This is a genomic window from Streptomyces sp. AC558_RSS880 (assembly GCF_019049255.1).
Taxonomy (GTDB): Bacteria; Actinomycetota; Actinomycetes; order Streptomycetales; family Streptomycetaceae; genus Streptomyces.
The window spans coordinates 86,051-109,990 of the sequence record NZ_JAGMUJ010000161.1; the positions used below are offsets into that span (position 1 = coordinate 86,051).

Genomic DNA, 23,940 nt, shown 5'->3' on the forward strand with positions numbered 1-23,940 from the left:
TATTTCCAGGCGAACGAAGGGGTCAAGGGCGATGTCGGCTGGCGAGACGGGCGGCGGGGCGCAGGTCAAGTCCGCGGTACGGACCGTTGAACTGCTCGAATACTTCGCCGGGCGCCCCGGCATGCACTCCCTGGCGGCGGTCCAGGAGGCCGTCGGCTACCCCAAGTCGAGCCTCTACATGCTGCTGCGCACCCTCGTGGACCTCGGCTGGGTGGAGACGGACGCGACGGGCACGCGGTACGGCATCGGCGTGCGGGCGCTGCTGGTGGGCACGTCGTACATCGACGGCGACGAGGTCGTCGCGGCGGCCCGCCCCACCCTGGACCGGCTCTCCGACGACACCACGGAGACCATCCACCTCGCCCGGCTCGACGGCACCAACGTGGTCTACCTCGCCACCCGCCAGTCGCAGCACTACCTGCGCCCGTTCACCCGGGTCGGCCGCCGGCTGCCCGCGCACTCGACGTCGCTGGGCAAGGCGCTGCTGAGCACGTATCCGGACGAGCAGGTGCGCAAGATGCTCCCGGAGACGCTGCCCGCGCTGACCGAGCACACCATCACGGACCGGGAGAAGCTCATCGAGGAGCTGCACCTGGTGCGGGAGCAGGGCTTCGCCGTGGACCGCGAGGAGAACACGCTGGGGCTGCGCTGCTTCGGTGTGGCGATCCCGTACCGCACCCCCGCGCGGGACGCGATCAGCTGCTCGGTGCCGGTGGCGCGGCTCACGCCCGCGCACGAGCAGATGGTCAAGGACGCCCTGTTCGACGCCCGCGACCGGCTGACCCTGGCCACCCGGAGGCTCTGACCCGTGGACATCGCCCTGCGACCGGTGCACGACAGCGACCTGCCGGTCTTCTACCGGCAGCTGAACGACCCGGAGGCGCTGCGCATGGCGGCCTTCACCCCCGAGGACCCCGCCGACCGGGCCGGCTTCGACGCCCACTGGGCGCGCGTCCGCAGCTCGCCGGGGATCGTGGTGCGCACGGTCCTGGGCGACGGCGACGTGGTGGGGCACGCGGCGGTGTACGGGGAGCCGGGCGAGCGCGAGGTGACGTACTGGGTCGACCGCGCCCACTGGGGCGAGGGCATCGCCACCGCCGCGCTGCGCGGGCTGCTGACGGAGGTGGGCGAACGCCCGCTGCACGCGCGCGTGGCCGCGGACAACGCGGGGTCGCGGCGGGTGCTGGAGCGGTGCGGCTTCGAGGTCTCCGCGCGGGCCACGGCGTACGCGCCCGCGCGGGGCACGGAGATCGAGGAGCTCGTGCTCACGCTGGGAGGCTGACCCGGTCCTCCCCCGCGCGGCGGAGGCGGATCGTCGCCGCGCAGGAGGTGCCGGCGGGCGGCCGCGCGCGAGGCTGAGGGCATGTCGCGGACACTCACCCCCGCCGTCGCCACCGCCGGCCCCGCTCTTCCCCGCTCCCGCAGGCTGCTGCGCGCCGTCGCCGTCGTGGCCTGCCTGCCGTACCTCACCCTCAAGGCGGCCTGGGTGGCGGGCAGTCACGTCGGCGTGCCGGCGGACAGCCCGCTGCTGGACTATCACGCCGAGATGATCGCCGCCAACGTCCTGACGATCCTGATGGACGGCGCGGTGATCGTGCTCGTGCTCCTGCTGACCCGGCCGTGGGGCCGCAGGGTGCCCACGTGGCTGCTCGCGGCGCCGATGTGGATCGCTACCGGGCTGCTGGCGCCGGTCATGGCCGGCTATCCGCTCCAGCTGCTGGTGCGCGCGCTCGGCGGGAGCGCCGCGGGCACCTCCGGCGGCGGAGGCGATCCCTTCCTGCACGAGTGGGTGTTCGCCGTCGTCTACGGCGGCTTCATCGTCCAGGGCCTGGCACTGGGCGCGCTGTTCCTGCTGTACGCCCGGGACCGCTGGGGTCATCTGTGGCGCGGCCGGATGGGGGACCCGCCGGCCGCACCGGCGGGGGCGGCGCAGCGGGTCACCGCGGTGGCGGCGGCCGTGTTCACGCTGTTCCCGCTGGCGATGCGGATCATGTGGGCCTGCGGGGGCACGACCGGGCTGAGCGCGGGCGCCGTCGCGGACCGGGGCAGCGACTTCCACGTCCTGGAGTCGCTGTACGTCGTCCACCTCCTCGCCGCGGTCACCGGCGGAGCGCTCCTGGCCTTCCGGCGCGCTCCGGCGCTGCCGGTGCGGGTGCCGCTCGCCCTCGCCGGGGTCTGCTCCGCCGCCGTGGCCTGCTGGGGCGGCTGGATGGCGCTGGCGGCCCTGGTCTCCGGAGGAGATCCCGCCGACCGCCCCACGGGGCTGATGCTGCTGACCTACGCTGGCCAGATGATCGCCGGTCTCCTCGTCGCCACCGTCGGCGCCCGTTTCCTCGCGGCGCGGTCCGCGAGGACCGTCGAGCGCCCGGTGACGTGAGGGCGTTCGCGCGGCTGCTGTTCGGCCGGCGGGCGCGGCTGCGCTGGATCCACCTGATCCTGGGCGGGGCGCTCGCCATGCCCTACGTCTTCGTCGGCGCGGTCGTCGTCGGGCCGTTGTCCGACGGCACCGCCGTCTTCACGTCGATCGGCCTCCAGCTCGCCTCGTTCGGCGTCGGTCTGCCGCTGGCCGCCGTCACGTCCCTGTTCCCGCTGACCCGGCCGCTGGAGAGCGCCGCGGTGCGCTGGCTGTGCGGAGTGGACGCGGACCGGCTCGCCGACGGGCCCGCCCGGGGCCGGGCCGCCAAGGGCCGCACGGCGCTCTGGTTCACGCTGCACCTGGGGTTCGGCGGGGTCGTCGCCGGGATGTCGCTGGCGGTGCCGCCGTTCGCGGCCGTACTGATCGTGATGCCGCTCGCGGCGGAGACGGGCGCCTCCCGTCCGGAGCCCTGGGAGGTCTTCGGCCACACCTGGGCGTGGGCGCTGGCCCCGGTCGCGGGCGTGGCGTCGCTCCTGGCGCTGGCGTGCTGCGCGGCGGGGGCCGGGGCGCTGCTGGCCCGCTGGGCGCCCGCGCTGCTCGGTCCCACCCCCGAGGACCGGCTCGCCGTCGCCGAGGCACGCGCCGCCGACCTGGCCGTGCGCAACCGCCTGGCGCGGGAGCTGCACGACTGCGTCGGGCACGCGCTGAGCGCGGTGACCCTGCAGGCGAGCGCGGCCCGCCGGGTCCTGGACGCCGACCCGGAGTTCGTCCGCGAGGCCCTCGCGGCGATCGAGGAGACCACCCGCCGCACAGTGGGCGAACTCGACGCGGTACTCGGTCTGCTGCGGGACGGCGCCGCCCCCGGTACGGCCCCGGCGCCCACGCTCGCCGCCGACCTGGACGGTCTGCTGCGCCGCACCCGGGCGGCCGGGCTGAAGGTGACGGCCGCGGTCGGGGCACCGCTCGGGGCCCTGCCGCCGGTGCTGTCCCGCGAGGCCTACCGCATCGTGCAGGAAGGCCTGGGCAACGCCCTCAAGCACGCCGGCGCGGGGGCCGAGGTGAGCTTGCGCGTCGCACTGGGCGACGGCCGTCTGGAGCTCACCGTGGAGAACCCCCTTCCGTCCGCTCCCGCCACCCGTGCCGGCGGCGGCCACGGTCTGCCCGGCATCGAGTCCCGTGCCCGCGTCCTGGGCGGCACGGCCCACGCGGGCCCGGCCGGGGACACCTGGCGCCTGCACGTACGCCTCCCGACCCGCGCGACAGCCTGACCCGGCCCGCCCACCACCTCGAGGAATCCCATGACCGGCCCCGCCCCGATCCGTGTCGTCCTCGCCGACGACGAGCGCATGGTGCGCACCGCCCTGCGGGCCATCCTGTCCGCGGAGGCCGACCTGGAGGTGGTCGGCGAGGCGGCCACGGGGGCGGAGGCGGTCGCCGTGGTGCGGGAACTGCGGCCCGACGTGGTGCTGATGGACGTCCGGATGCCGGAGACCGACGGCATCCGCGCCACCGAGCAGATCCTCGCCGGCCTGGAGGAACCGCCCCGGATCGTCGTCGTCACCACCTTCGAGAACGACTCCTACGTGTACGACGCCCTGCGCGCGGGGGCCGCGGGGTTCCTCCTGAAGCGTGCGGACGCCGACGCGCTCGTCGGGGCGGTGCGGCTGGTGGCCCGCAGCGACACCCTGCTGTTCCCGGCGGCGGTCCGCGCGCTCGTCGCCGGGCACGCACGCGCGTGTCCCGCGCCTCCCGCGTGGGTGGCGCGGCTGACCGGGCGGGAGAGCGAGGTGCTGCGGCTCATGGCGGCCGGGCTGACCAACGCGGAGATCGCCCGGCGGATGGAGGTCGGCGCCGCGACGGTGAAGACGCACGTGGCCTCGGTGCTGGCCAAGACGGGCACCCGGGACCGCACGCAGGCCGTCATCGCGGCGTACGAGTCGGGCTTCCTGCGCGGCGTATGACCCCGTGCCCGACGCGGGGCCGGCTTTCTGAACGCCCGATGAGAAACCGGGCGGAAGGGAACGATCCGACGCCTGCCGTTCGTCTGTCCGAGCGGAATGAACAGGACGATCAGGCGTGCCTCTGTCTTCATCCTGCTCCTGGTGTTCGCCCTGCTGGTCAGGGCGACCTGGGTGCAGTTCCACGAGGGCCGGGCACTCGCGGACAGCAGTGACAACCGGCGCAACGCGATCGAGACGTACGCGGAGCCGCTCGGGAACATCGTCGTGGCCGGTGAGTCGATCACCGGCTCGGCGCGGACGGAAAGGGGCGACCTCGCGTACAAGCGCACGTACGAGAACGGCCCGCTGTACGCGGCGGTGACGGGCTACGCCTCGCAGGCGTACGCGCCGACGCAGCTGGAGGGCATCTACCAGGATCTGCTCAACGGCACGGACCCCCGGCTGAAGACGGTGACGGACACCGTCACCGGCCGGCGTGCCGACCCGGGCACCGTGGTGACGACCGTCGACCCGGCGGTGCAGCGGGCGGCGTACGAGGCGCTGGGCGACAAGAAGGGCGCGGCCGTGGCGATCGACCCGGAGACGGGCCGGATCCTCGCGGTGGTGTCGACCCCGTCGTACGACCCGGCGTCGCTGACCGACGCCAACACCGCGGGCGGGGCCTGGAAGGAGCTCACCGCGGATCCGGACAAGCCGCTCACCAACCGGGCGCTGCGCCAACCGTTGCCGCCGGGCTCGACGTTCAAGCTGGTCGTCGCGGCGGCCGCGCTGGAGGACGGGCTGTACGCGTCGGTGGACGAGGAGACCGACAGCCCCGACCCGTACACGCTGCCGGGCACGGTCACGGACCTCACCAACGAGAATCCGGACGCGCCGTGTGAGAACGCCTCGATCCGTGTCGCGCTGCAGTACTCCTGCAACAACGTCTTCGCGAAGACGGCCGTCACCCTGGGCCAGGACAAGGTGCGGGCGATGGCCGAGAAGTTCGGCTTCAACGACGGGACGCAGGACGTGCCGGTGCGCGCCCACACCAGCGTGTACCCCTCGGACATGGAGCCGTCGCAGACCGCGCTCACCGGCATCGGCCAGTTCGACGTGACCGCGACCCCGCTGCAGATGGCGATGGTGTCGGCGGCGATCGCGAACGGCGGGGAGCTGGTGTCGCCCCACCTGGTCAGCCGGATCACCGACAGCGGCGGCGACGTGCTGAAGGACTACGACGACGAGGCCGGGACGGAGCGGATCGTCAGCTCCTCGACCGCCGAGCAGCTCCAGTCGGCGATGGAGACGGTCGTCGACGACGGCACGGGGTCGAACGCGCGGATCTCCGGCGCCACCGTGGGCGGCAAGACGGGCACCGCGCAGCACGGCGAGAACAACAGCAAGACGCCGTACGCCTGGTTCACCTCGTACGCGAAGTCGGACTCCTCGGGCGAGGAGGTCGCCGTGGCGGTCGTGGTGGAGCAGTCCGACGCGGCCCGCTCGGAGGTCAGCGGCAACGGTCTGGCGGCCCCGGTCGCCAAGGCGGCGATGGAGGCGGCGCTGCGGGACTGAACCCTCCCGGCCGGAAGGCCGTCTGTACGGACGACGGGCCGCCCCCCTCCCCCCGGGGGCGGCCCGTCGCCTCGCCCGCGCGGCTACTCGGCGCCGAGGAGCTGCTCGATCGGGTCGATCGCGAAGTACACCAGGAACAGCGCCGAGGCTCCCCACAGCAGCCAGTGGACCTCCCTCGCCCGGCCGAGCACCGTCTTGATGACGACGTGGGCGATGAAGCCGGCGCCGATGCCGTTGGTGATGGAGTACGTGAACGGCATCACGGCGATGGTCAGGAACGCCGGGACGGCGATCTCGTAGCGGTCCCACTCGATGTGCTTGACCTGGGTCATCATCAGGAAGCCGACGGCGACCAGCGCGGGGGCCGCCGCCTGGAGCGGGACGACGGTCAGCAGCGGGGTCAGGAAGAGCGCCAGTGCGAACAGTCCGCCGGTGACCAGGTTGGCGAAGCCGGTGCGGGCGCCTTCGCCGACACCGGCCGCCGACTCGATGTACGAGGTCGCCGACGAGGCGGAGGAGGCGCCGCCCGCGACGGCCGCGGCACCGTCGATGAGCAGCACCCGGCCGAGCCCCGGCACCTCGCCCCGCTCGTCCAGCAGCCCGGCCTCGGCACTGACACCGACGACGGTGCCCATGGTGTCGAAGAAGTCGGACAGGATCAGTGTGAACACCAGCAGGACGACGGTGACCACGCTCACCTGCCCGAACGCGCCGAACGGGCTGAACTCGCCGATGAGGCCGAAGTCGGGGGTGGCGACCAGCCGGTCGGGCCACTCGGGTGTGGTGAGTCCCCAGGTGCGGACGTCGGCGACCGCGTCGACGACGATCGCCACCAGGGTCATGGTGACGATGCCGATGAGGATGGCGCCGCGCACCTTGCGGGCGAGCAGGGCGACGGTGAGCAGCACGCCCAGGCAGAACACCAGCATCGGCCAGCCGGTGAGGGTGCCGGTGCCGCCGAGCTGGACCGGCACGGTGGTGTTCGCCGCGTCCGGGACGCGGCTGACGAACCCGGCGTCCACGAAGCCGATGAAGGCGATGAACAGGCCGATGCCCACGCTGATCGCCTGCTTGAGCGGCTGCGGGATGGCGTGCATGACGGCCTCGCGCAGCCCGGTCACCACCAGCACGCAGATGAGCAGGCCCTCCAGGACGATCAGGCCCATCGCGTCGTCCCAGCTCATCAGCGGGGCGACCTGGAAGGCGACCACGGCGTTCAGGCCGAGTCCGGCGGCGAGCGCGAGCGGCAGATTGCCGCCGACGCCCATGACGACGGTCATCACGGCGGCCACCAGGGCGGTGGCGGTGGTGAGTTGGACGGGGTCGAGCTGCTCGCCGAACTTGTCCTTCGCGCTGCCCAGGACGAGGGGATTCAGGACGAGGATGTACGCCATGGTGAAGAACGTGGCGAAGCCGCCGCGTATCTCCCGGCCGAACGTGGAACGCCGCTCGGAGACGCGGAAGAACCGGTCGAGGCCGTTCACCGCGGAGAACCCGGCTCTCTGACGGTCCGTCGCCTTTTGTGCCTCGGACATGACAACCACTCCTCGATGCCTGGAGATCGATCCGGCGGATACTGGCTGAATCGTGCCCGCGGTGAACCTCGTTCAGGTGCGGCTCGTGTTACGGATTCGTACACCGACGGACCAGACAGCGTTCGGCCCTCCGCACGAGCCCGTACATGATCACTGCTACGCTCCGGAACTCACGCCGGTCACTCCGGATTTTCACGTGTCATCTACATGACACACACTGTCACCGGTGCCCGTCGGGCGCCCGACGCCACTGCGAGGGGAGGTCGCCCGTGGGCACCGTCGTCGACGACGCCGCCGCCGTGGAGTTCCACGCGTTCTTCGAACGCCACTACGCCGAACTGTCCCGGCTGGCCCATCTGCTGACGGGTGAGGCGGACGCCGCCGACGATCTGGCGGCGGACGCGCTGCTGGCGCTGTGGCACCGCTGGGACCGGGTGCGCGCCGCCGACCATCCGGTGGCGTACGCCCGGGGCGTGGTGGCCAATCTGGCCCGTACCCGGATCCGCAGCGCGGTGCGCGAACGGCGGCGGATCGCGCTGTTCTGGTCGCCGCGCGAGGAACGGATCGAGAACCCCGACGTGCCGGGAGTGGTGGACGTGCAGGAGGCGCTGCGCCGGCTGCCGTTCCGCAAGCGGGCGTGTGTGGTGCTGCGACACGCCTTCGACCTGTCGGAGAAGGACACCGCGCTGGCCCTGGGCGTCTCGGTGGGTACGGTGAAGAGTCAGACCTCGAAGGGGATGGCCGAACTGCAGCGGCTGCTGGGCACGCGGGAGGTACCGCGTCAGGTGCACGCGGCGGTGGCGGCCACCGCGGGCGGGGAAGCGGTCGGAAACGCGCGGAAACGCCCCACCGGGGCCAGGGGAAGGAACCGATGACGATGCGGCGGGACGTGCACGAGGAGCTGCGCGCCCGGCTGCACGAGGCGGCCGGGGCGCACGAGCCCGACCGGGAGCGCATGCTGGCCCGGGTGGAGCGGGGCATGGCCGGACCGGCCCGCCCCGAGCACCGGGCCGCGCGCCGGCCGGTGTTCGGCTGGTTCCGGGTGGCGGGCGCGACGGCCGCGGTGGCCGGGGTGCTGGCGGTGGGCGGCTACGCGGTCGCGTCGTCGGTGCAGGACGAGAAGCCGCCGCAGCGGCAGGTGGCCGCCTCACCGACGCCCACGCGGTCCCCGGAGGCGACGAGCCGGCCGCCCGAGCCGTCGGTGAACCCCACGCCGGACCCCCCGGAGCAGTCCCGGAACACGGCCACCCCGCCCGCGGGGAAGCGGAGTCCGTCCGACGGCCCCGCCCGGCCGCCGGCCGGGGTCGAGGACGGTCCGCTGTGGTCGGACGGCTCGGTGGACCCGCACAGCAACGAGTTCTGGGCGCAGAGCAACGTCACCCTGAAGACCACCGAGCGGCTGACCTCGCTCACCGTGGAGCTGCGGATCGCGCAGACCGGCGGGGTGACCTCCACGGGGGCCTGGCGCTCGCTGCCCGAGGACGACTTCGAGCTCTCGGTGGACGAGCGGGACGGCTTCCTCGTCTACGTCTGGACGCTCAAGGACGGCCTGACGATCGAGCCCGGCGAGTGGCTCTTCGCGGGGCAGTACGACCACGAGCGCGGCGGCCGGGACGCCGGGGAGGACACCTACACGGCGTGGGCCGGCACCGGCTCCGAAGAGCTCGCGGTCGGCGGCGACTTCGCGGCGCAGGACGACCGGGACGACGAGGACGCGGCGGACGACGAGGACGACGAGGACGCGTAAAAAAAGATCGTCCGGGACGGCAACCCTTTCCGGGGCGGCGGCGACCAGGAGACGCAAAGACCCTCTCCACGCAAGGACATCGCGCATGACTGCACGACCCGAACAGCCCGCCTCCCACCGCCGCCGGAGCACCAAGCGGCGGGCCGTGATCGCCGGAGTCTCCGCACTCGGCATCACGGGGGCGGCGATCGTCACCACGACGATGCTGTCCACCGCGGGCGCCGCCTCGTCCTGGCCCTCGGACACCGGCGGCAAGCCGGTGTCGAAGACCGTTCCGGTCTCCGGCGTCTACGACGGCGGCATGAAGAAGTTCTACGGCACCGGCGCCCTCGGTGGCGACAGCCAGGACGAGGGCCAGGACCCGATCTTCGAGCTGGCCGACGGCGCCACGCTGAAGAACGTGATCATCGGCACCCCGGCCGCCGACGGCGTGCACTGCAAGGGCAGCTGCACCCTGCAGAACGTGTGGTGGCTGGACGTCGGCGAGGACGCCGCCAGCTTCAAGGGGAAGTCCTCGTCGGCGCAGTACAAGGTGATCGGCGGCGGCGCGAAGAAGGCCGACGACAAGGTGCTGCAGTTCAACGGCGCCGGCACGCTGACCGTGAGCGGCTTCCGGGTCGAGGACTTCGGCAAGCTGGTGCGCTCCTGCGGCAACTGCTCGACGCAGTACAAGCGCACGATCGTGCTGAAGGACATCGACGTCGTCGCGCCCGGCAAGTCCCTCGTCGGCATCAACACCAACTACGGTGACACCGCCACGCTGTCGCAGATCCGCATCCAGGGCGACAGCAAGAAGAAGATCAAGACCTGCACCCGCTTCCAGGGCAACAACACGGGCAAGGAGCCGAAGGACCTCGGCTCCGGCGCCGACGGGAAGTACTGCAAGTTCTCCTCCTCGGACATCACCTACAAGTGATCCCTCCGGGCCCATGACCCCGGGCCGCCGTCTCGACGTCCGACGGCCCGGTGACCGGTACCGTCCGAGCCCCCCTCGGACGGCCGGTGCCCCCGGCGGTCCGGACCCCCATCCGGACTGCCACCAGGACGCCCCGCCGGTTCATCCCGGCGGGGCGTTCGCCGTTCGTCCGAGGCTCCGAACGGCGAAAACACCCGAAAACTTTCGGCGCTGCCCGTCCCACCCGCATCGGTTGACGCCCCGCACTCCCCTGGCGACACTCCGGGAAACAACAGAATCCCTCAGACTCCGACAGGAAGTGTCATGCGCCGCCACACCGCCCGTCGCACGCTTCTCGTCCCGTTCCTCGCCCTCCTCCTCGCCCTGCTCGCCGCCCCGCCGGGCACCGCACACCCCGGAGCACCACCCGTGAAGAAGCCCACGTACGCCGGTTACCTCTTCGCCTACTTCACCGGCGAGGGCACCGCCGACGGCGAGCAGATCCGCTACGCCCTCAGCCGCGGCAACGACGCCCTGCACTGGCGCGAGCTGAACGCGGGGAAGCCGGTGCTGACCTCCACCATCGGCGAGAAGGGGCTGCGCGACCCGTTCGTGATCCGCTCCCCCGAGGGCGACCGGTTCTACATGATCGCCACCGACCTGCGGATGTACCGCGGCAGCAACGGCAGCTGGGACGAGGTCCAGCGGCACGGCAGCAAGTCGATCATGGTGTGGGAGTCCACCGACCTGGTCCACTGGACCGACCAGCGCCTGGTGAAGGTGTCCCCGGACAACGCGGGCAACACCTGGGCGCCGGAGGCCTACTGGGACGACGAGCTCGACGCGTACGTCGTCTTCTGGGCGTCCAAGCTGTACGCCGACGACGACCCGGACCACACCGGTTCGACGTACAACAAGATGCTGTACGCGACCACGAAGGACTTCCGCACCTTCAGCGAGCCGAAGGTCTGGAACGACCCGGGCTACTCGGTCATCGACTCGACCGTCGTCGAGCACGAGGGCACGTACTACCGCTACACCAAGGACGAGCGCGACCCGTCCTCCGGCTCCCCGTGCTCGAAGTTCATCACCGGCGAGAAGTCGGCGTCGCTGACCGACACCTCGTACGACTTCGTCTCCGACTGCATCGGCAGCGGCGCGATGAGCCGGGGCGAGGGGCCGACGGTGTTCAAGTCGAACACCGAGGAGAAGTGGTACCTGTTCATCGACGAGTACGGCGGCCGGGGCTACCTCCCCTTCGAGACCACCGACCTCGGCTCGGGCGAGTGGACCCCGTCGACGGACTACCAGCTGCCCGCGAGTCCGCGGCACGGCACCGTCATCCCGGTGACGCGGGCGGAGTACGACCGGCTGCTGGCCGCGTACCCGGAGAGCCCCGCGTCGGTCGTGGACGCCACGGCCCCCGGCCAGAAGGGGTACGCCGTCGTCAGCGAGGAGACGGGCAGGGTCGTGCTGCCGATGGAGCCGGGCGCGGACCTGCGGCACCTCGCGCCGAAGCTGTGGGTGGGCGAGGGGGCGACGGTCAGCCCGAGGCCCGGTGCGCGCCGTGACTTCCGCGAGCCGCAGGCGTACACGGTGACGGCCGCCGACGGCACGAGGCGCACCTGGACCGTCGAGGCGGTGCCCACCCGCAGCCCCGTGCTGCCCGGCCTGTACGCGGACCCCGACGTGCGCCACATGGACGGCCGGTACTGGATCTACCCAACCACGGACGGCTTCCCCGGCTGGGGCGGCACGCGGTTCAAGGCGTTCTCGTCGAAGGACCTGGTCCACTGGAAGGACCACGGCGTGATCCTGGACCTCGGGCCCGACGTGTCCTGGGCCGACAGGAACGCCTGGGCGCCCGCGATCGCGGAACGCGACGGGAAGTACTACTTCTACTTCTGCGCCGAGCAGCAGATCGGCGTCGCGGTGGCCGACTCCCCGGCCGGCCCGTTCACGGACGCGCTCGGCAAGCCGCTGATCGGGAAGACGCAGTTCAGCGGCCAGATGATCGACCCGTCCGTGTTCACCGACGACGACGGTCGGTCGTACCTGTACTGGGGCAACGGGCACGGCTACGTGGTCCCGCTCAACGACGACATGGTGTCCTTCGACGCTTCCCGGGTGAAGGACATCACCCCGGACGACTTCCGCGAGGGCTCCTTCGTGGTGAAGCGCGACGGCACGTACTACTTCATGTGGTCCGAGGACGACACCCGCAGCGAGAACTACCACGTGGCCTACGCGACCGGCCCGTCCCCGCTCGGCCCGTGGACCGAGCGCGGCACGATCCTGTCCAAGCGCCCCGAGTACGGCATCCTCGGCACCGGTCACCACTCCGTGGTCAACGCCCCCGGCACCGACGACTGGTACATCGTCTACCACCGGTTCGCGCTGAACGGCCCCGGGAGGTCGGGCGGGGACGGCACGCACCGGGAGACCACGGTCGACCGCCTGGAGTTCGCCGCCGACGGCACCATCGAACCGGTCGTGCCGACCCTGGAGTCGGTCAGGCCGGTGCGCCGCTGACCGACTCCAGCCAGGCGAAGACCTCGTCCTGCATCACGGCGTCGAAGACGTGGCCGCGCCCCGGCCACGTCTTCAGCCGCAGCCGCTCCCCGGCACCGCGCGAGCGCCACACGGCGCGCAGCCTGTCGTACGCGGCCCGCACCCCGTCGGCGGGGAACAGGGCGTCGAGTCCGCCGTGGAAGAACAGCATCGGCTTCGGCGCGGCGATGCTCGCCACGTCGGGGATGTCGAGGTGCCGGGCGAGCCCCGGGTGGAGCATGTGGAACGCCGACTGCCCGCGCAGGGTGTTGTTGCCGGGCACCATCATCTCCTTGAGTCCCGTCATCCAGCACACGCTCGCTGCGGCCGCGATGTGGTCGCTGAGCGCGGCGGCCTGCCAGGCGCGGTAACCGCCCATGGAGAAGCCGACGGCGGTGACCCGGCGGGCGTCCACCCGGTCCAGGCCGGCCAGGAAGGCCGCGGCCCGCTGGTCCTCGCGGGCGTGGAGTCCGGCGAGCGAGGAGCCGAGGTGGTAGAGGTTGCTCGCCAGGGCCTGCTGCCGCTCGTACCCCAGAGGGCCGCGGTCGCCCCAGCCGAGCGCGTCCGGGCAGAGCACCACATGGCCGCGCCGGGCGAGTTCGTCGCCGACGAAGCGCCCGTCGAAGTACCGGTCCGCCCACTCCTCGGCGGAGGCGAGGCGGGTGTCGTCGTACCAGGGCCGGACGCCCTTCTCCTTGCCGATGTCGAACCGGGACCCGTGGTCGTGCAGCAGCAGGACCGCCGGGAACGGGCCGGCGCCCCGCGGGGTGAGCAGGGCGCCGCGGACCCGTCCGTAGCGGGTGAGGGAGAGGGTGACCAGCTCCCGCGTGTACCCGTCGCCGTCCGAGCGGGCGGTGAACTCCGGGGCGTACGGCGTCCCGTCCTGCCGGTCGACGAGGAGGTGCTCCTCGACCACCGCGCGGGCCGTGCGCCGCCACGCGTCGAAGTCCCGGACCGGCGAGGCGCCCCAGGCGAGCGGGAAGGTCAGCTCGTCCTTGAGCGCCGTGTGGAAGCCGGGCAGGTCACCGGTGGCGGTCATACGGCCGCCAGTCGCCGAGGTACGCCTCCCGGGTGTGCGAGGCGGCCTCCGCGCGGGTGAGCTGGGGCCGGTTCTCCGGGACGGTGATCACGGCGCCGGGGCCGGTGTTGCGGTACTCGGCGAACCGCTGGTCCTGCCAGGGGTACGCGTCCCGCATGGTGGCGTAGGGCGCGACCGCGTCGATGCCCGCGCCGAGGCGGGTCTCGCGCACGGTGAGCATGGGGCGGGCGGTGGTGTCGGAGCTGGGCACCCAGGGGCGGGCCAGCTTGTAGTGGCCGTCGGGGGCCTCGCTGCTGATCCTGCTCCGGGTGACCAGGTAGCCGCGCGGGTTGGCGCCGGCGGTGGAGGGCGCGAAGACGAAGCCGTACGGCGGGGCCGTGAGGTCGGGGCGGATCAGGGTGCGGAAGTGGCAGTGCTCGAAGACGGCGGTGGCCCGGCCGAAGACGAAGTCGACGTCGCCCTCGGCGTAGCAGTGGGCGAAGTACTGGCGGGCGAAGGTGTCCAGGGAGAGGGAGTCGGCGTACAGGGTGTCCTGGTGGCCGAGGAACCGGCAGTGGGTGAAGGCGCTGCGGTCGCCCTGCACCTTGAGGGCGACGGCCTGGGTGCCGCTGGTGCCGGGGAGGTCGGTGCGCAGCCAGTCGTTGGCGAAGGTGATCCAGCGGGCGGTGAAGCCGTCGGGGCGCACGGTGGTGGTGGCCGAGCCGGAGGTGCCGTGGGTGCCGGAGCCGTCCGGCTTGGGGGTGCCGGCCGCGTTGTCGTAGACGATCACCACGTCGCGGGGGTCCTCGGAGGCGCCGAGCCAGGTCATGCCGGTGCGGTCGGCGTCGACGGAGACCGTCTCGCGGTAGGTGCCCGGGGCGATGACGAGGGTGCGTCCGGTGCCGGTGGCGGCGGTGACGGCGGCCTGGACACGGGTGAAGTCACCGGCGCCGCGCGGGTGGACGTACAGGGTCTCGGGGGTGAGGCGGGCGGACGGTGAGCCGTACCGGCCGAACGGGCCGCGGGGCCGGTGGCCCGCCTGCGCCGGGGCGGCGGAGAGGGCGAGCGCGGCGGAGGCCGTGGCGCCGGCGAGCAGGAAGTTCCTTCGGGACAGGGGCGAGGGCATGTGGAGACTCCTTCGGCGACGGGTGCCGGGCCGGGGCGGACCGCCCCGGCCCGTGCTCGCGGGTGTCAGCGGATACGGCCGGCGCCCGCGCCGCGCTCGACCAGGAACGGGACGGCGCGGGCCGGGTGGACGGCGGTGCGCAGGGTGGGGGTCCAGCCGGCGCCGGACCGCAGGGTCTCGGCCGGGATCTCCGCGTTGTGCACGGCGATCAGGTCGACCCGCTCGCCGTTGACCAGGTTGTGCGCGGCGGTGACCGGCGAGTCGTTCCACCGCTTGAGGATCTTCGCCGGGCTGATGCCCTTCGCCAGGGTGAACGCGTTGTGCTCGGCGACGAGCTGGGACTCCTTGCCGATGCCGAAGCTGTAGGAGTAGCCCTCGGTGGCCACGAAGTGGTTGTTGTACACGTCGACCTGGCCGAAGCGGACGCGGGGCGCGCGCTCGACCAGGCCGGAGAACAGGTTGTGGTGGAAGGTCGCCTTCAGCTTGCCCCGGTCGCCGACGGCGGTGGACTCGCCGTCGCTGTTGCCGATGAGGATCGTCTTGTCGTGCTCGGTGAAGACGTTCCAGGAGGCGGTGACGTAGTCGGCGCCCTTGACGATGTCCAGCTCGCCGTCGTGCTGCTGGTACAGCATGCCGAAGTGGGCCGGGGCCTCGCTGTCGGGGTGCTCGCCGTCGGTGAACGTGTTGTGGTCCAGCCAGACGTGGGTGGAGCCGTGAACGACGGCGGTGTCGTACTCGGAGTTCCAGTTGCCCTGGCTGCCGTCGGTCGGGTCCCACTGGGGGAAGCAGTCGATCGGGCTCTCGAGGGTGAGGTTGCGGACGATGACGTTGTCCACGCCCTTGATCTGCAGGCTGGCGCCCTTGATGCCGGCGTTCCGGCCGACGCCGATGATCGTGGTGTTGGAGGGGACGTTCACCTTGATCGCCGTGTCCTGGGCGGCGGCGGACGCCCTGCGCAGCCCCTCCGGGCTGTCGTCGGGCTCGGCGCTCAGGTCCTGCTCCAGGCCCCAGGTCTCCGGTGCGTACGTCTCGAGGTAGGCGTCGAAGTCGTAGCCGGGCGCGGCGAACGCCTCGCAGCCCTCGGCGACCGCGTCGATGGTCCCCTTCACCTTGATGATCTTCGGGGCGTCTCCGCCGTCCGCCAGGGCCGCCTTGAACTCGGCCCAGGTGCGCACGGTGTGGACGTGCTCGCGGTCGGCGGCGGCGCCTCCGGTGGTGCCGGTGCCGTAGGAGGCCCAGCCGTCACCCGCGCCCAGCGTCTGCCGGGCGGGGTCGTGGCGGTGGTGCGACGGGGAGTGGGCCTGGGCGCCGGTGCCGGTCAGGGCCAGCACGAGGGCGGTGCAGCCGGCCAGCGAGGCGGCTCTCACTGTGGCATGCCCATGCCATCCGAATGTGCTCATGGTGCGGCTCTCCTTTGAGTGGTCCAGGGGTGTTACGCGACGGCCTCCGGCCAGGTGATCCACGACGGGGGGATCTCGTCGTCCAGTCGGCGCACGTCGCGCGGCGCGAGCACCCGGGTGCGCAGCAGCTCCCGGGCGACCAGCCGTGCCACGGCGATCGCGCCCGGCGGATTGAAGTGCGTGTTGTCCTGCTCGGCCGCCGTCCAGTTGAAGTACTTCTTGGTCTCCTCGGCCCCGAGCTCCTGCCACAGCGCCAGCGACAGCGCCTGGACGTCGAGCAGCGCGACCTGCTCCTCGGCGGCCAGCGCCCGCATCGCCGCCGGGTACTCCCCGTGGCTCGGCACGGCGCGCCCGTCCGCGTCGAACCGCCGCCGCTCCACGGCGGTGGCCAGCACGGGCCGCGCCCCGCGGGCCCGGGCCCCGTCGACGTACATCCGCAGGTACTCCTGGTACGTCGACCAGGGCTCGGTGTAGCGGGTGGGATCGGCGGTCTTCTCGTCGTTGTGCGCGAACTGGACGAGGAGGAAGTCACCGGGCCGGATCGAGGAGAGGATCGTCTCGAGCCGCCCCTCGTCGACGAAGCTCTTGGAACTCCGCCCGTTCACGGCGTGGTTGGCGACCGTGAGATGCCGGTGGAGCAGGAAGGGCAACGCCATCCCCCACCCGGTCTCGGGCGCGGCGTCGGCGTATTTCTGCGCGGCGGTGGAATCACCGGCGATGTGGAGGGTGCGGGAACGCCGACCGGGAACGGCTTGTGCGGTCCCGGTCATGGCGAGAGCGAGAGGAACGCCGATCCCGGCAACGGCAACCTGTCTACGTGTGATTGACACAGGCTGTGCCTTTCGACAAGGGGTGACGGGAGCGCCCCTCCAGGGGCGCGGGACTGTATCGATGTGCGGCTCCGCCGCGGGGGCGCGGGCAACCGGGGACGGCCCGCGGCCGAAAACGAAACGGGCCGCCCCCGGCGAAACCGCTGATCAGCCCATCTGCTCCTGCCACTCGGCCTGCGCCTCGTTCAGCTGGTCGGCCATCGTGTCCAGGAAGTCCTTCGCGCTCATGTCCCCGAGCAGGACCTTCTGGAAGTTCGGCTCGTTGTCCGCCTTGGAGATGGTGTTCCAGTCCGGCAGGTAGTACGGCAGCTGGACGATGGTCGTGGACCCGTCGCTCAGCGCGTCCGCGGCCAGCTTCGTGGGCTCCGCCTTGCTGATCCACTCGTCCTTCGCGGCGTCCGCGTGCGCCGGCACCTGACCGGCCGACTCGTTGAACTTCGAGTTCGACTGCGCCGACGTGGCGAACTCGATGAACTTCCAGGCGGCCTCCTTGTTCTTGGAGCTCTTGAACAGGCCGACGCCGTCGACCGGGTTGGAGACCTGGACCCGCTTGCCGCCGGGCCCGGTCGGCTGCGGGATGCCGCGGAACTTGTCGGTGGTGAGCGCCTTGACGTGGTCCTGGTACGAACCGAGGTTGTGGTTCAGCATGCCGATGGTGCCGGAGTCCCACTGCGCGACCATCTTGGTGAAGTCGTTGTTCAGGTCGGCCGCGGGGGTGGCCTTCTTGAACAGGCCCGCGTACTTCTCCAGGGCCGCGACGTTCTTCGGGTCGTTGACCGTCGTCTTCTTGCCGGAGGAGTCCCAGAACGAGGTGATGCCGGACTGCCCGTACATCGCGTCCAGGGCCTGGGCGATGGAGCCGGCGCCGCCGCGGATGGTGTAGCCGAACTCGTTCTTGCCCTTGTCCGTCAGCTTCTCGGCGGCCTCGTAGAACCGGTCCCAGGTGGTCGGCTCCTCCAGGCCCGCCTTCTCGAACAGGTCGGTGCGGTAGTACAGGACGCCGTTGTTCGCCGAGGTCGGGATCGAGTACAGCTTGTCGTCACCGCCGCCGGCGGCCCGCATCGACTCGATCATGTCCTTGTTGAGCTTGCCGTTCAGCGGCGACTTGGCCAGCCGGAAGTCCAGCGTGTCGAGCGCTCCCTGGGCGGCGAAGCCCGCGAGCATCGAGGCGCTGATGCCGCCGACGTCCGGCAGGCCGCCGCCCTGGATGGCGGTGTCGACCTTGGACTGGTACTCGGTGGAGGCGATACCGACGTACTGGACGTCGATGTCCGGGTTCGCCTTCTCGAAGTCGGCGATGACCTGCTTCCAGATGTCGGTGCGGACACCGCCGTTGTTGTCCCAGAAGACGATCTTGCCCTTGCCGTCGCCCTCGGCACCGTCGCTGCCCGTGCCGCCGCCGTCGTCGCCGCAGCCGGTGGCGGTCAGGGCGAGCACGGCACCCAGGGCGACGGCGGCCGACGCGCGGCGTCCGCCTCTGCTGTTTCTGAGAATGCTGATCTTCATTGGTCGGCTCTCTTCTTCTGGATCCAACGGACTATGAAGTTGTGGGGGGTCTGTCAGGACCGTCCGGCGGTGTTCAGCCGTGCGCCGGGGTGTTGATCCTGAACCGGGTGAACGTGGCGGTACCGGCGTGTCCCTGGCCGGTGGGTGCCACGGCGACCAGGCCGAGCAGGGCTCCGACCCAGCGCCAGGGAGTGGCGGCGAAGACCTGGCCGGAGGGGCGGAAGCCGTCCCCGGTGTCGCAGGAGAAGCGGCAGCGGGCCCCGGCGCCGACGTCGACCCGGAGGCGGGCCCGGCCGCCGGGAGCGGGCCGCGGGTGGTCGGCGTCGCGTTCCCTCTCGGCGACCGTCTCGGCGAACCGGTGCACCAGGTGCACCGTTCCGTCCGCGCCGCGCTGGAGCCCGATCCAGCGGTAGGCGTCCCCGAGGACCGCGAGCCCGGCGCGTGCCCCGGGTTCCTCGCTGTCGAGCCGCAGCTCCACCTCGACGGTGCACGGGTCGCCGGGCAGCCGCTGGGTCAGGACGTGGGGCAGTCTGCGCAGGTCGTGCGCGTCGGCGGAGCGGACGCAGGTCAGCCGCAGCCCGTCGGCGGAGTGCTGGGTGGCCCAGCCCTCCTTCGGGTTGGCGGTCCACGTCCACTGGCGGCCGAACCGTCCGCCGGGGAAGTCGTCGTCGGTGGCCGGCGCGGCGGGCGGCTGCGGCGGCAGGTCCGGGCGGCGGTGTCCGGCGACGGGGGCGCCGTCGTCCCCGAGCACCGGCCAGCCCTCCGCCCCCCAGCTCATCGGCTGGAGGTGCACGACACGGCCGTACGGGCCGCGCTGCTGGAAGTGCAGGAACCAGTCCTCGCCGGACGGGGTCCGCACCCAGCCGCCCTGGTGGGGGCCGTTGACGTCGGTGTCCTTCTGCTCCAGGACGACCTTCTCCTCGTACGGCCCGAAGAACGCGCGGGAGCGGAAGGCGCCCTGCCAGCCGGTCTCCACTCCCCCGGCGGGGGCGAGGATCCAGAACCAGCCGTCGTGCTTGTAGAGCTTGGGGCCCTCCAGGGTGAACCAGCCGGGGATGCGGTCGGCGTCGACGATCACCTTCCCCTCGTCGAGGAGCTCGGTGCCGTGCGGGTGCATCCGGTGGCCGGTGAGGCGGTTCTTGACGCCGGAGCGGGACTTGGCCCAGGCGTGCACGAGGTAGGCCTCGCCGGTCTCGTCGTCCCACAGGGGGCACGGGTCGATCAGGCCCTTGCCGGCCTTCACCAGCAGCGGCCGGGTCCAGGGGCCGCGGATCTCGGGGGCGTTGACCTGGAAGATGCCCTGGTCGGGGTCGCCCCAGAAGATCCAGAACCGGTCGTCGTGGTGGCGCAGGGACGGGGCCCAGACCCCGCAGTCGTGCCGGGGTGTCGTGAACTCGGCTTCCGGTTCCAGGCGTTCGAGGGCGTGGCCGACGAGGGTCCAGTTGACCAGGTCGCGGGAGTGCAGCAGGGGCAGTCCGGGGGCGCGGCCGAAACTGGAGGCGGTCAGGTAGAAGTCGTCGCCGACCCGGATCACGTCCGGGTCGGACCAGTCGGCGTTCAGGACCGGGTTGCGGTAGGCGGTGTCCGTCTGCTCGGCGGTCACGGGCTCACCGCCTTGCGGACCAGGGCGGCGGCCGCGCTCCGGTCGAGGCGGCCGTCGGCGACGACGGTGACGATCCGGCGGACCACGGTCTCCCCGGGCGGGAGCGGCAGCCGCGCGGTGTGGGCGAGGGAGGAGCCGACGCCCGGGTACTCGGCGGTGCGCACGAACCAGGGGTCCCGCCTGGTCTGTTCGGTGGCCCCCGCGAAGACGAGCGTCCAGGTGGATCCGGTGAGCGCGACCCAGTCGGCCGGCCGGCCGTGCACGTCGCTCTCGCCCTCGGCGGAGGCGGTGAAGACGTCCGGGGCCGTCTCCTCCTTGCGGGCCCGCCAGAAGAAGCCGCCGTACGCGGCTCCGGGGCGGCCGTTGGTGGCGGGGCTGCCGACGGAGAGCGGCGCGCTCGTGACGTTGGTGAGGGAGAAGGTGAAGTCCAGCGCCCAGGCGGCGCCGGTGAGTTCGGTGGCGGCGACCGTGCGGCGCTCGCGCAGCAGCTCGCCCGGCGCGGCCATCCAGCGCAGCTCCTCGACGAACCCGTCGGGGTCGCGCAGCTGGTAGGCGGTGTGCCGCTGGGAGCCGTGGTTGTCGAGCTCGGTCGGCCCCTGATCGCGGACGTAGGTGCGTCCGCCCCAGAAGTTGAACCCCTCGACGTCGGGAACGGCGACACCGACGCCGAGGTGGTGTGCGTGGTCGGCGGGGCTCAGCTCGGTGACCGCCGTGCCGGCCAGGGTGGTGACGGGGTGCAGGTACGGCCGCGGGGAGAGCCGGGCCGGCAGTTCGGGCCGGGTGACGTACCGGCCGACGGGCCGGCCCGCGACGCGCAGCACCACGGAGTCGTTGCCGGTCATCGGGTGCTCACCTCTTTCGGCAGGTGGTGGGCGGGCAGCGCCCAGGGGGCGCCCAGCTCGGAGTAGAGGGACAGGGTGTCGGCGGCGGCCGCGACGAGGCCGTCGACGCCGGGCACGACCCGTCGGTTCTCACCGGGGACGTGCCGCCAGGCTCCGTCGGGCAGCGGGGCCGGGTCGGGGGCCTTGCGGATCGCCTCGACGACCTGCATGAAGGCGCCCGTCCCGTCCGGGGTGACCAGCAGGGGGGTGCCGTCGGTGAGGTGGGCGACGAGGTTCTCCAGCAGGTCGGTCCGGTCGAACCGCGTCTCCTCCGGGCCGTGGTCCGCGCGCTGGAGCAGGACGCGGTCCTGCTTGTACCAGAAGGTGATCCGGCCGGTGGTGCCGTGCACCAGGACGTACGGCTCGTCGGCCCGCTCGGCGCACAGGGTCGCGGCGACGGTGACCGAGCCGCCCCGCGTGGTGGTGATCCGTACGCAGGAGGTGTCGTCGGACTCGATGTCGTTGGCGCGCAGCAGCTCGGTCTCGATGCCGGCGACGTCCTCGGCGCGGGTACTGTCGGCGAGCGCGAGGGCGGTGGCGACGGCGTGGGCGAGCGGGTTGGTCAGCGCGCCGTCGACCACGTCGACGCCGTTCAGCCGGCGCCGGCCCGCCCAGGGCGCCCGCCGGAAGTACTCCTCGGGCCGCACCCAGGCACCGGCTCCGCCGATCCCCACCACCCGGCCGACGGCGCCCTCGGCGACCAGCTCGCGGATCGCGGGCACGGCGTGCGAGCCCAGCGACTGGAAGCCGATCTGGCAGGCCACCCCGGCCGCGGCGACCCCGTCGGCCATCCGGCGGTACTCGGCGTACGACGGCGCCGGCGGCTTCTCCAGCAGGATGTGCACGCCCCGCTCGGCCGCCGCGAGGGCGAGGTCGGTGTGGGTCGGGATCGGGGTGCAGATCACCGCGATCCGGGCGCCGGTGGACTCCAGCAGCGCGCCGAAGTCGGCGGACTGCTCGGGGAGTTCACCGCCGAACTCGTCCTCGGTGAGCGGGGTGAGTTCGCAGATCCCGGCGAGCCGCAGCAGTCCCTCCGCTTCGAGGCGGCGGATGTTCGCCACGTGCCAGCGGCCGTGGCCGCGGGCGCCGGCGAGGACGACGGGCAGGGGGGTGCCGGGCGCGGTCCGGGGTGCGGTCCGAGGTGCGGTCATCCCTTCACCGCCCCCGCGCTGAACCCGGTGATCAGCCACTTCTGGATGAAGGCGAAGACGAGCACGACGGGGACGGCCGCGATGATGCCGCCCGCGGCGAGCGCGCCGAGGTCGACGCTGTCCGCGCTCATCAGGGTGTTGAGGCCGACCGGGATGGTCTGCTTCTCCTGGTTGTTGAGGAACATCAGGGCGAACAGGAAGTGGTTCCAGGAGTGGACGAAGGCGAAGGAGCCGACGGCGATCAGACCGGGCCGCAGCAGCGGCAGGACGATCACCCGGAAGGCCTTGAACCGGTTGCAGCCGTCGACCCAGGCGGCCTCCTCCAGGGAGTACGGCACGTTCTTGATGAAGTTGCTGATCAGGATGATCGACAGCGGCAGCTGGAAGACCGTCTCGGCGATGATGACGCTGCCGAGCGAGTTGATCATCTGCAGTTCGGCGAAGATCTCGAACAGCGGGACCAGGAGCAGCGCGCCGGGCACGAACTGGGAGCAGAGCAGGGCGAGCATGAAGCCCCGCTTGATCTTGAAGTCGAACCGGGCGAGGGCGTAGCCGCCGGCCAGGGCGACCAGCGTCGTCATGATCAGGGTGGCGACGCCGACCAGCACGCTGTTGTAGAAGAAGGTGCCGAAGCTGCGGTCCGTCCATACCTTCTCGAAGTGGACGAAGGTCATCGGCCAGGGCACCAGCGAGGTGGAGCCGGCCGGGCGGAGCGCGAAGAGCAGGATCCAGTAGAAGGGGATGAGGGTGAAGACGAGGTAGATGCCCAGCGGCAGGTAGATCTGCCAGCGGGGGGCCTCGTCCCAGGCCCGGCGCTTCTTGTTCGGCCGCGGCGGCTCGGGGGCGGTGCGCGCGGGGGCAGGGGCGGCCACGGTGGCCTCCTTGGTGATCACTTCTCGCCTCCGAACTTGCTCAGCCGCAGGTAGACCATCGAGCAGAAGAGCAGGATGAGGAACGCGACCGTGGTCAGGGCCGACGCGTAGCCGAAGTTGTGGGCGTCCACCGAGGTGTTGGCGATGTACAGCGGCAGTGTCGTGGTCTCGCCCGCGGGTCCGCCGCCGGTCAGCGTGTAGAGCAGGTCGACGTTGTTGAACTCCCACACCGCGCGCAGCAGCGTGGACAGGATGATGGCGTCCTTCAGGTGTGGCAGCGTGATGTGCCAGAACTGCTTGATGCGGCTGGCCCCGTCGACCTCGGCGGCCTCGTAGAGGTCCTTCGAGACGGACTGGAGGTCGGCGAGGATGAGGATCGCGAAGAAGGGGACACCGCGCCACAGGTCGGCGACGACCACCGCCGGGAAGACGGTGGAGGTGTCCGACAGCCAGCTGACGCCGTAGTCGCCGATGCCCATGTCCGCGAGGTAACGGGTGATGCCCGTCTGGGAGTTGTAGAGCAGTACCCAGATCGCGGAGGTCAGCACGCCGGAGACGGCCCACGGCGAGAAGACCATGGCGCGGCCCAGTGCGCGGCCGACGAAGGTCTGGTTGACGATGAGGGCGAGGGCCAGGCCGAACAGCAGTTGCAGTCCGACCTCGACGAAGACCCACTTGGCGCTGAAGACGAGGGTGTCCCAGAACAGCGGGTCCTCGGTGAAGATGTGGGTGAAGTTGTCGAAGCCCGCGTAGCCGTTCCGCCAGGGCTTGGTGGGGTTGTAGTTCTGCAGGCTGTAGTAGAAGACGCTGATGACCGGGTAGGCGATGAAACCCAGCATGAGCAGGGCGGCCGGCGCGATCAGCAGGTACGGGAGCCTGCGGGGCGTGGCGGAGGCACGGCGCCGCCGGGGTGGCCTGGGCGGTTTCGCCACGGCTGCGGCATGGGCCATGACTG

At 72.0% G+C, this 23,940-nt stretch carries 21 protein-coding genes; 10 read left to right on the plus strand and 11 right to left on the minus strand.

What is annotated here, in order from left to right; translation table 11 throughout:
• Positions 1-31: 31 nt before the first annotated feature.
• The 6 genes from KUM38_RS36455 (at position 32) to KUM38_RS36480 (ending at position 5,871) form a co-directional block, all read left to right on the plus strand.
• Positions 32-805: an IclR family transcriptional regulator gene (locus KUM38_RS36455; RefSeq protein WP_030224445.1), complete on the plus strand. Its 774-nt coding sequence runs from the start codon at positions 32-34 to the stop codon at positions 803-805.
• Positions 806-808: 3 nt separating this feature from the next.
• Entirely contained in the window at positions 809-1,282 is a 474-nt protein-coding gene (locus KUM38_RS36460; RefSeq protein ID WP_217136149.1) for a GNAT family N-acetyltransferase, read from the plus strand.
• Positions 1,283-1,363: 81 nt separating this feature from the next.
• Positions 1,364-2,377 (plus strand): hypothetical protein, encoded by a 1,014-nt coding sequence (locus KUM38_RS36465; RefSeq protein WP_217136151.1) that lies wholly within the window; start codon positions 1,364-1,366, stop codon positions 2,375-2,377.
• On the plus strand, positions 2,374-3,624 hold the full coding sequence (locus tag KUM38_RS36470; RefSeq protein WP_217136153.1) for a histidine kinase: 1,251 nt from the start codon (positions 2,374-2,376) through the stop codon (positions 3,622-3,624). Before KUM38_RS36465 ends, KUM38_RS36470 begins: the two co-directional genes overlap by 4 nt.
• A gap of 30 nt (positions 3,625-3,654) precedes the next feature.
• Positions 3,655-4,317, plus strand: a complete 663-nt coding sequence (locus tag KUM38_RS36475; protein WP_217136155.1) for a response regulator transcription factor — start codon at positions 3,655-3,657, stop codon at positions 4,315-4,317.
• A 96-nt stretch (positions 4,318-4,413) separates the two neighbouring features.
• Positions 4,414-5,871: a penicillin-binding protein 2 gene (locus KUM38_RS36480; RefSeq protein WP_217136157.1), complete on the plus strand. Its 1,458-nt coding sequence runs from the start codon at positions 4,414-4,416 to the stop codon at positions 5,869-5,871.
• Positions 5,872-5,954: 83 nt separating this feature from the next.
• Here KUM38_RS36480 and KUM38_RS36485 read toward each other — a convergent pair whose 3' ends face one another.
• Positions 5,955-7,406 carry an NCS2 family permease gene (locus tag KUM38_RS36485; protein WP_217136159.1) on the minus strand — a complete coding sequence of 484 codons (1,452 nt, stop codon included), beginning with the start codon at positions 7,404-7,406 and terminating at the stop codon, positions 5,955-5,957.
• Positions 7,407-7,675: 269 nt separating this feature from the next.
• Between KUM38_RS36485 and KUM38_RS36490 the strand changes: the two genes are divergently transcribed.
• The 4 genes from KUM38_RS36490 to KUM38_RS36505 all read left to right on the plus strand — a co-directional run bounded on the left by KUM38_RS36490 (position 7,676) and on the right by KUM38_RS36505 (position 12,580).
• Entirely contained in the window at positions 7,676-8,281 is a 606-nt protein-coding gene (locus tag KUM38_RS36490; RefSeq protein WP_217136161.1) for a SigE family RNA polymerase sigma factor, read from the plus strand.
• On the plus strand, positions 8,278-9,153 hold the full coding sequence (locus KUM38_RS36495) for a hypothetical protein (RefSeq protein ID WP_217136163.1): 876 nt from the start codon (positions 8,278-8,280) through the stop codon (positions 9,151-9,153). The genes KUM38_RS36490 and KUM38_RS36495 overlap by 4 nt, the downstream gene beginning before the upstream one ends.
• A gap of 85 nt (positions 9,154-9,238) precedes the next feature.
• On the plus strand, positions 9,239-10,069 hold the full coding sequence (locus KUM38_RS36500; RefSeq protein ID WP_217136164.1) for a pectate lyase: 831 nt from the start codon (positions 9,239-9,241) through the stop codon (positions 10,067-10,069).
• Between the two features lie 303 nt (positions 10,070-10,372).
• Positions 10,373-12,580, plus strand: a complete 2,208-nt coding sequence (locus tag KUM38_RS36505; RefSeq protein WP_217136166.1) for a family 43 glycosylhydrolase — start codon at positions 10,373-10,375, stop codon at positions 12,578-12,580.
• On the opposite strand, the gene KUM38_RS36510 is transcribed toward KUM38_RS36505, so the two are convergent.
• From KUM38_RS36510 to KUM38_RS36555, 10 genes are all read right to left on the minus strand, one after another.
• Positions 12,561-13,637, minus strand: a complete 1,077-nt coding sequence (locus KUM38_RS36510; RefSeq protein ID WP_217136169.1) for a dienelactone hydrolase family protein — start codon at positions 13,635-13,637, stop codon at positions 12,561-12,563. The genes KUM38_RS36505 and KUM38_RS36510 overlap by 20 nt on opposite strands.
• Entirely contained in the window at positions 13,621-14,742 is a 1,122-nt protein-coding gene (locus KUM38_RS36515; protein ID WP_217136171.1) for a pectinesterase family protein, read from the minus strand. The genes KUM38_RS36510 and KUM38_RS36515 overlap by 17 nt, the downstream gene beginning before the upstream one ends.
• Before the next feature lie 65 nt (positions 14,743-14,807).
• Positions 14,808-16,142 (minus strand): polysaccharide lyase family 1 protein, encoded by a 1,335-nt coding sequence (locus KUM38_RS36520; RefSeq protein WP_217136173.1) that lies wholly within the window; start codon positions 16,140-16,142, stop codon positions 14,808-14,810.
• Between the two features lie 32 nt (positions 16,143-16,174).
• Complete coding sequence (locus tag KUM38_RS36525; RefSeq protein WP_217136175.1) at positions 16,175-16,972, minus strand: rhamnogalacturonan acetylesterase; 798 nt, start codon at positions 16,970-16,972, stop codon at positions 16,175-16,177.
• Between the two features lie 147 nt (positions 16,973-17,119).
• Positions 17,120-18,478 carry a sugar ABC transporter substrate-binding protein gene (locus KUM38_RS36530; RefSeq protein ID WP_217136177.1) on the minus strand — a complete coding sequence of 453 codons (1,359 nt, stop codon included), beginning with the start codon at positions 18,476-18,478 and terminating at the stop codon, positions 17,120-17,122.
• Between the two features lie 73 nt (positions 18,479-18,551).
• On the minus strand, positions 18,552-20,081 hold the full coding sequence (locus KUM38_RS36535) for a glycoside hydrolase 43 family protein (RefSeq protein ID WP_217136179.1): 1,530 nt from the start codon (positions 20,079-20,081) through the stop codon (positions 18,552-18,554).
• The gene (locus KUM38_RS36540; protein WP_217136181.1) at positions 20,078-20,923 is read right to left on the minus strand and encodes a PmoA family protein; all 846 of its coding nucleotides are present in this window, start codon (positions 20,921-20,923) and stop codon (positions 20,078-20,080) included. The genes KUM38_RS36535 and KUM38_RS36540 overlap by 4 nt, the downstream gene beginning before the upstream one ends.
• Complete coding sequence (locus KUM38_RS36545) at positions 20,920-22,113, minus strand: Gfo/Idh/MocA family protein (protein WP_217136183.1); 1,194 nt, start codon at positions 22,111-22,113, stop codon at positions 20,920-20,922. Before KUM38_RS36545 ends, KUM38_RS36540 begins: the two co-directional genes overlap by 4 nt.
• Positions 22,110-23,006 (minus strand): carbohydrate ABC transporter permease, encoded by an 897-nt coding sequence (locus tag KUM38_RS36550; protein ID WP_217136185.1) that lies wholly within the window; start codon positions 23,004-23,006, stop codon positions 22,110-22,112. The genes KUM38_RS36545 and KUM38_RS36550 overlap by 4 nt, the downstream gene beginning before the upstream one ends.
• Positions 23,003-23,935: a carbohydrate ABC transporter permease gene (locus KUM38_RS36555; RefSeq protein ID WP_217136187.1), complete on the minus strand. Its 933-nt coding sequence runs from the start codon at positions 23,933-23,935 to the stop codon at positions 23,003-23,005. The genes KUM38_RS36550 and KUM38_RS36555 overlap by 4 nt, the downstream gene beginning before the upstream one ends.
• Between the last annotated feature and the right edge of the window lie 5 nt (positions 23,936-23,940).

Coding starts and splice junctions, on each gene's coding strand:
- KUM38_RS36455 (WP_030224445.1), top strand. CDS start 32: ATGTCGGCTGGCGAGACGGGCGGCGGGGCGCAGGTCAAGTCCGCGGTA.
- KUM38_RS36465 (WP_217136151.1), top strand. CDS start 1,364: ATGTCGCGGACACTCACCCCCGCCGTCGCCACCGCCGGCCCCGCTCTT.
- KUM38_RS36475 (WP_217136155.1), top strand. CDS start 3,655: ATGACCGGCCCCGCCCCGATCCGTGTCGTCCTCGCCGACGACGAGCGC.
- KUM38_RS36480 (WP_217136157.1), top strand. CDS start 4,414: ATGAACAGGACGATCAGGCGTGCCTCTGTCTTCATCCTGCTCCTGGTG.
- KUM38_RS36485 (WP_217136159.1), bottom strand. CDS start 7,406: ATGTCCGAGGCACAAAAGGCGACGGACCGTCAGAGAGCCGGGTTCTCC.
- KUM38_RS36495 (WP_217136163.1), top strand. CDS start 8,278: ATGACGATGCGGCGGGACGTGCACGAGGAGCTGCGCGCCCGGCTGCAC.
- KUM38_RS36500 (WP_217136164.1), top strand. CDS start 9,239: ATGACTGCACGACCCGAACAGCCCGCCTCCCACCGCCGCCGGAGCACC.
- KUM38_RS36505 (WP_217136166.1), top strand. CDS start 10,373: ATGCGCCGCCACACCGCCCGTCGCACGCTTCTCGTCCCGTTCCTCGCC.
- KUM38_RS36510 (WP_217136169.1), bottom strand. CDS start 13,637: ATGACCGCCACCGGTGACCTGCCCGGCTTCCACACGGCGCTCAAGGAC.
- KUM38_RS36515 (WP_217136171.1), bottom strand. CDS start 14,742: ATGCCCTCGCCCCTGTCCCGAAGGAACTTCCTGCTCGCCGGCGCCACG.
- KUM38_RS36520 (WP_217136173.1), bottom strand. CDS start 16,142: ATGAGCACATTCGGATGGCATGGGCATGCCACAGTGAGAGCCGCCTCG.
- KUM38_RS36530 (WP_217136177.1), bottom strand. CDS start 18,478: ATGAAGATCAGCATTCTCAGAAACAGCAGAGGCGGACGCCGCGCGTCG.
- KUM38_RS36540 (WP_217136181.1), bottom strand. CDS start 20,923: ATGACCGGCAACGACTCCGTGGTGCTGCGCGTCGCGGGCCGGCCCGTC.
- KUM38_RS36545 (WP_217136183.1), bottom strand. CDS start 22,113: ATGACCGCACCTCGGACCGCACCCCGGACCGCGCCCGGCACCCCCCTG.
- KUM38_RS36555 (WP_217136187.1), bottom strand. CDS start 23,935: ATGGCCCATGCCGCAGCCGTGGCGAAACCGCCCAGGCCACCCCGGCGG.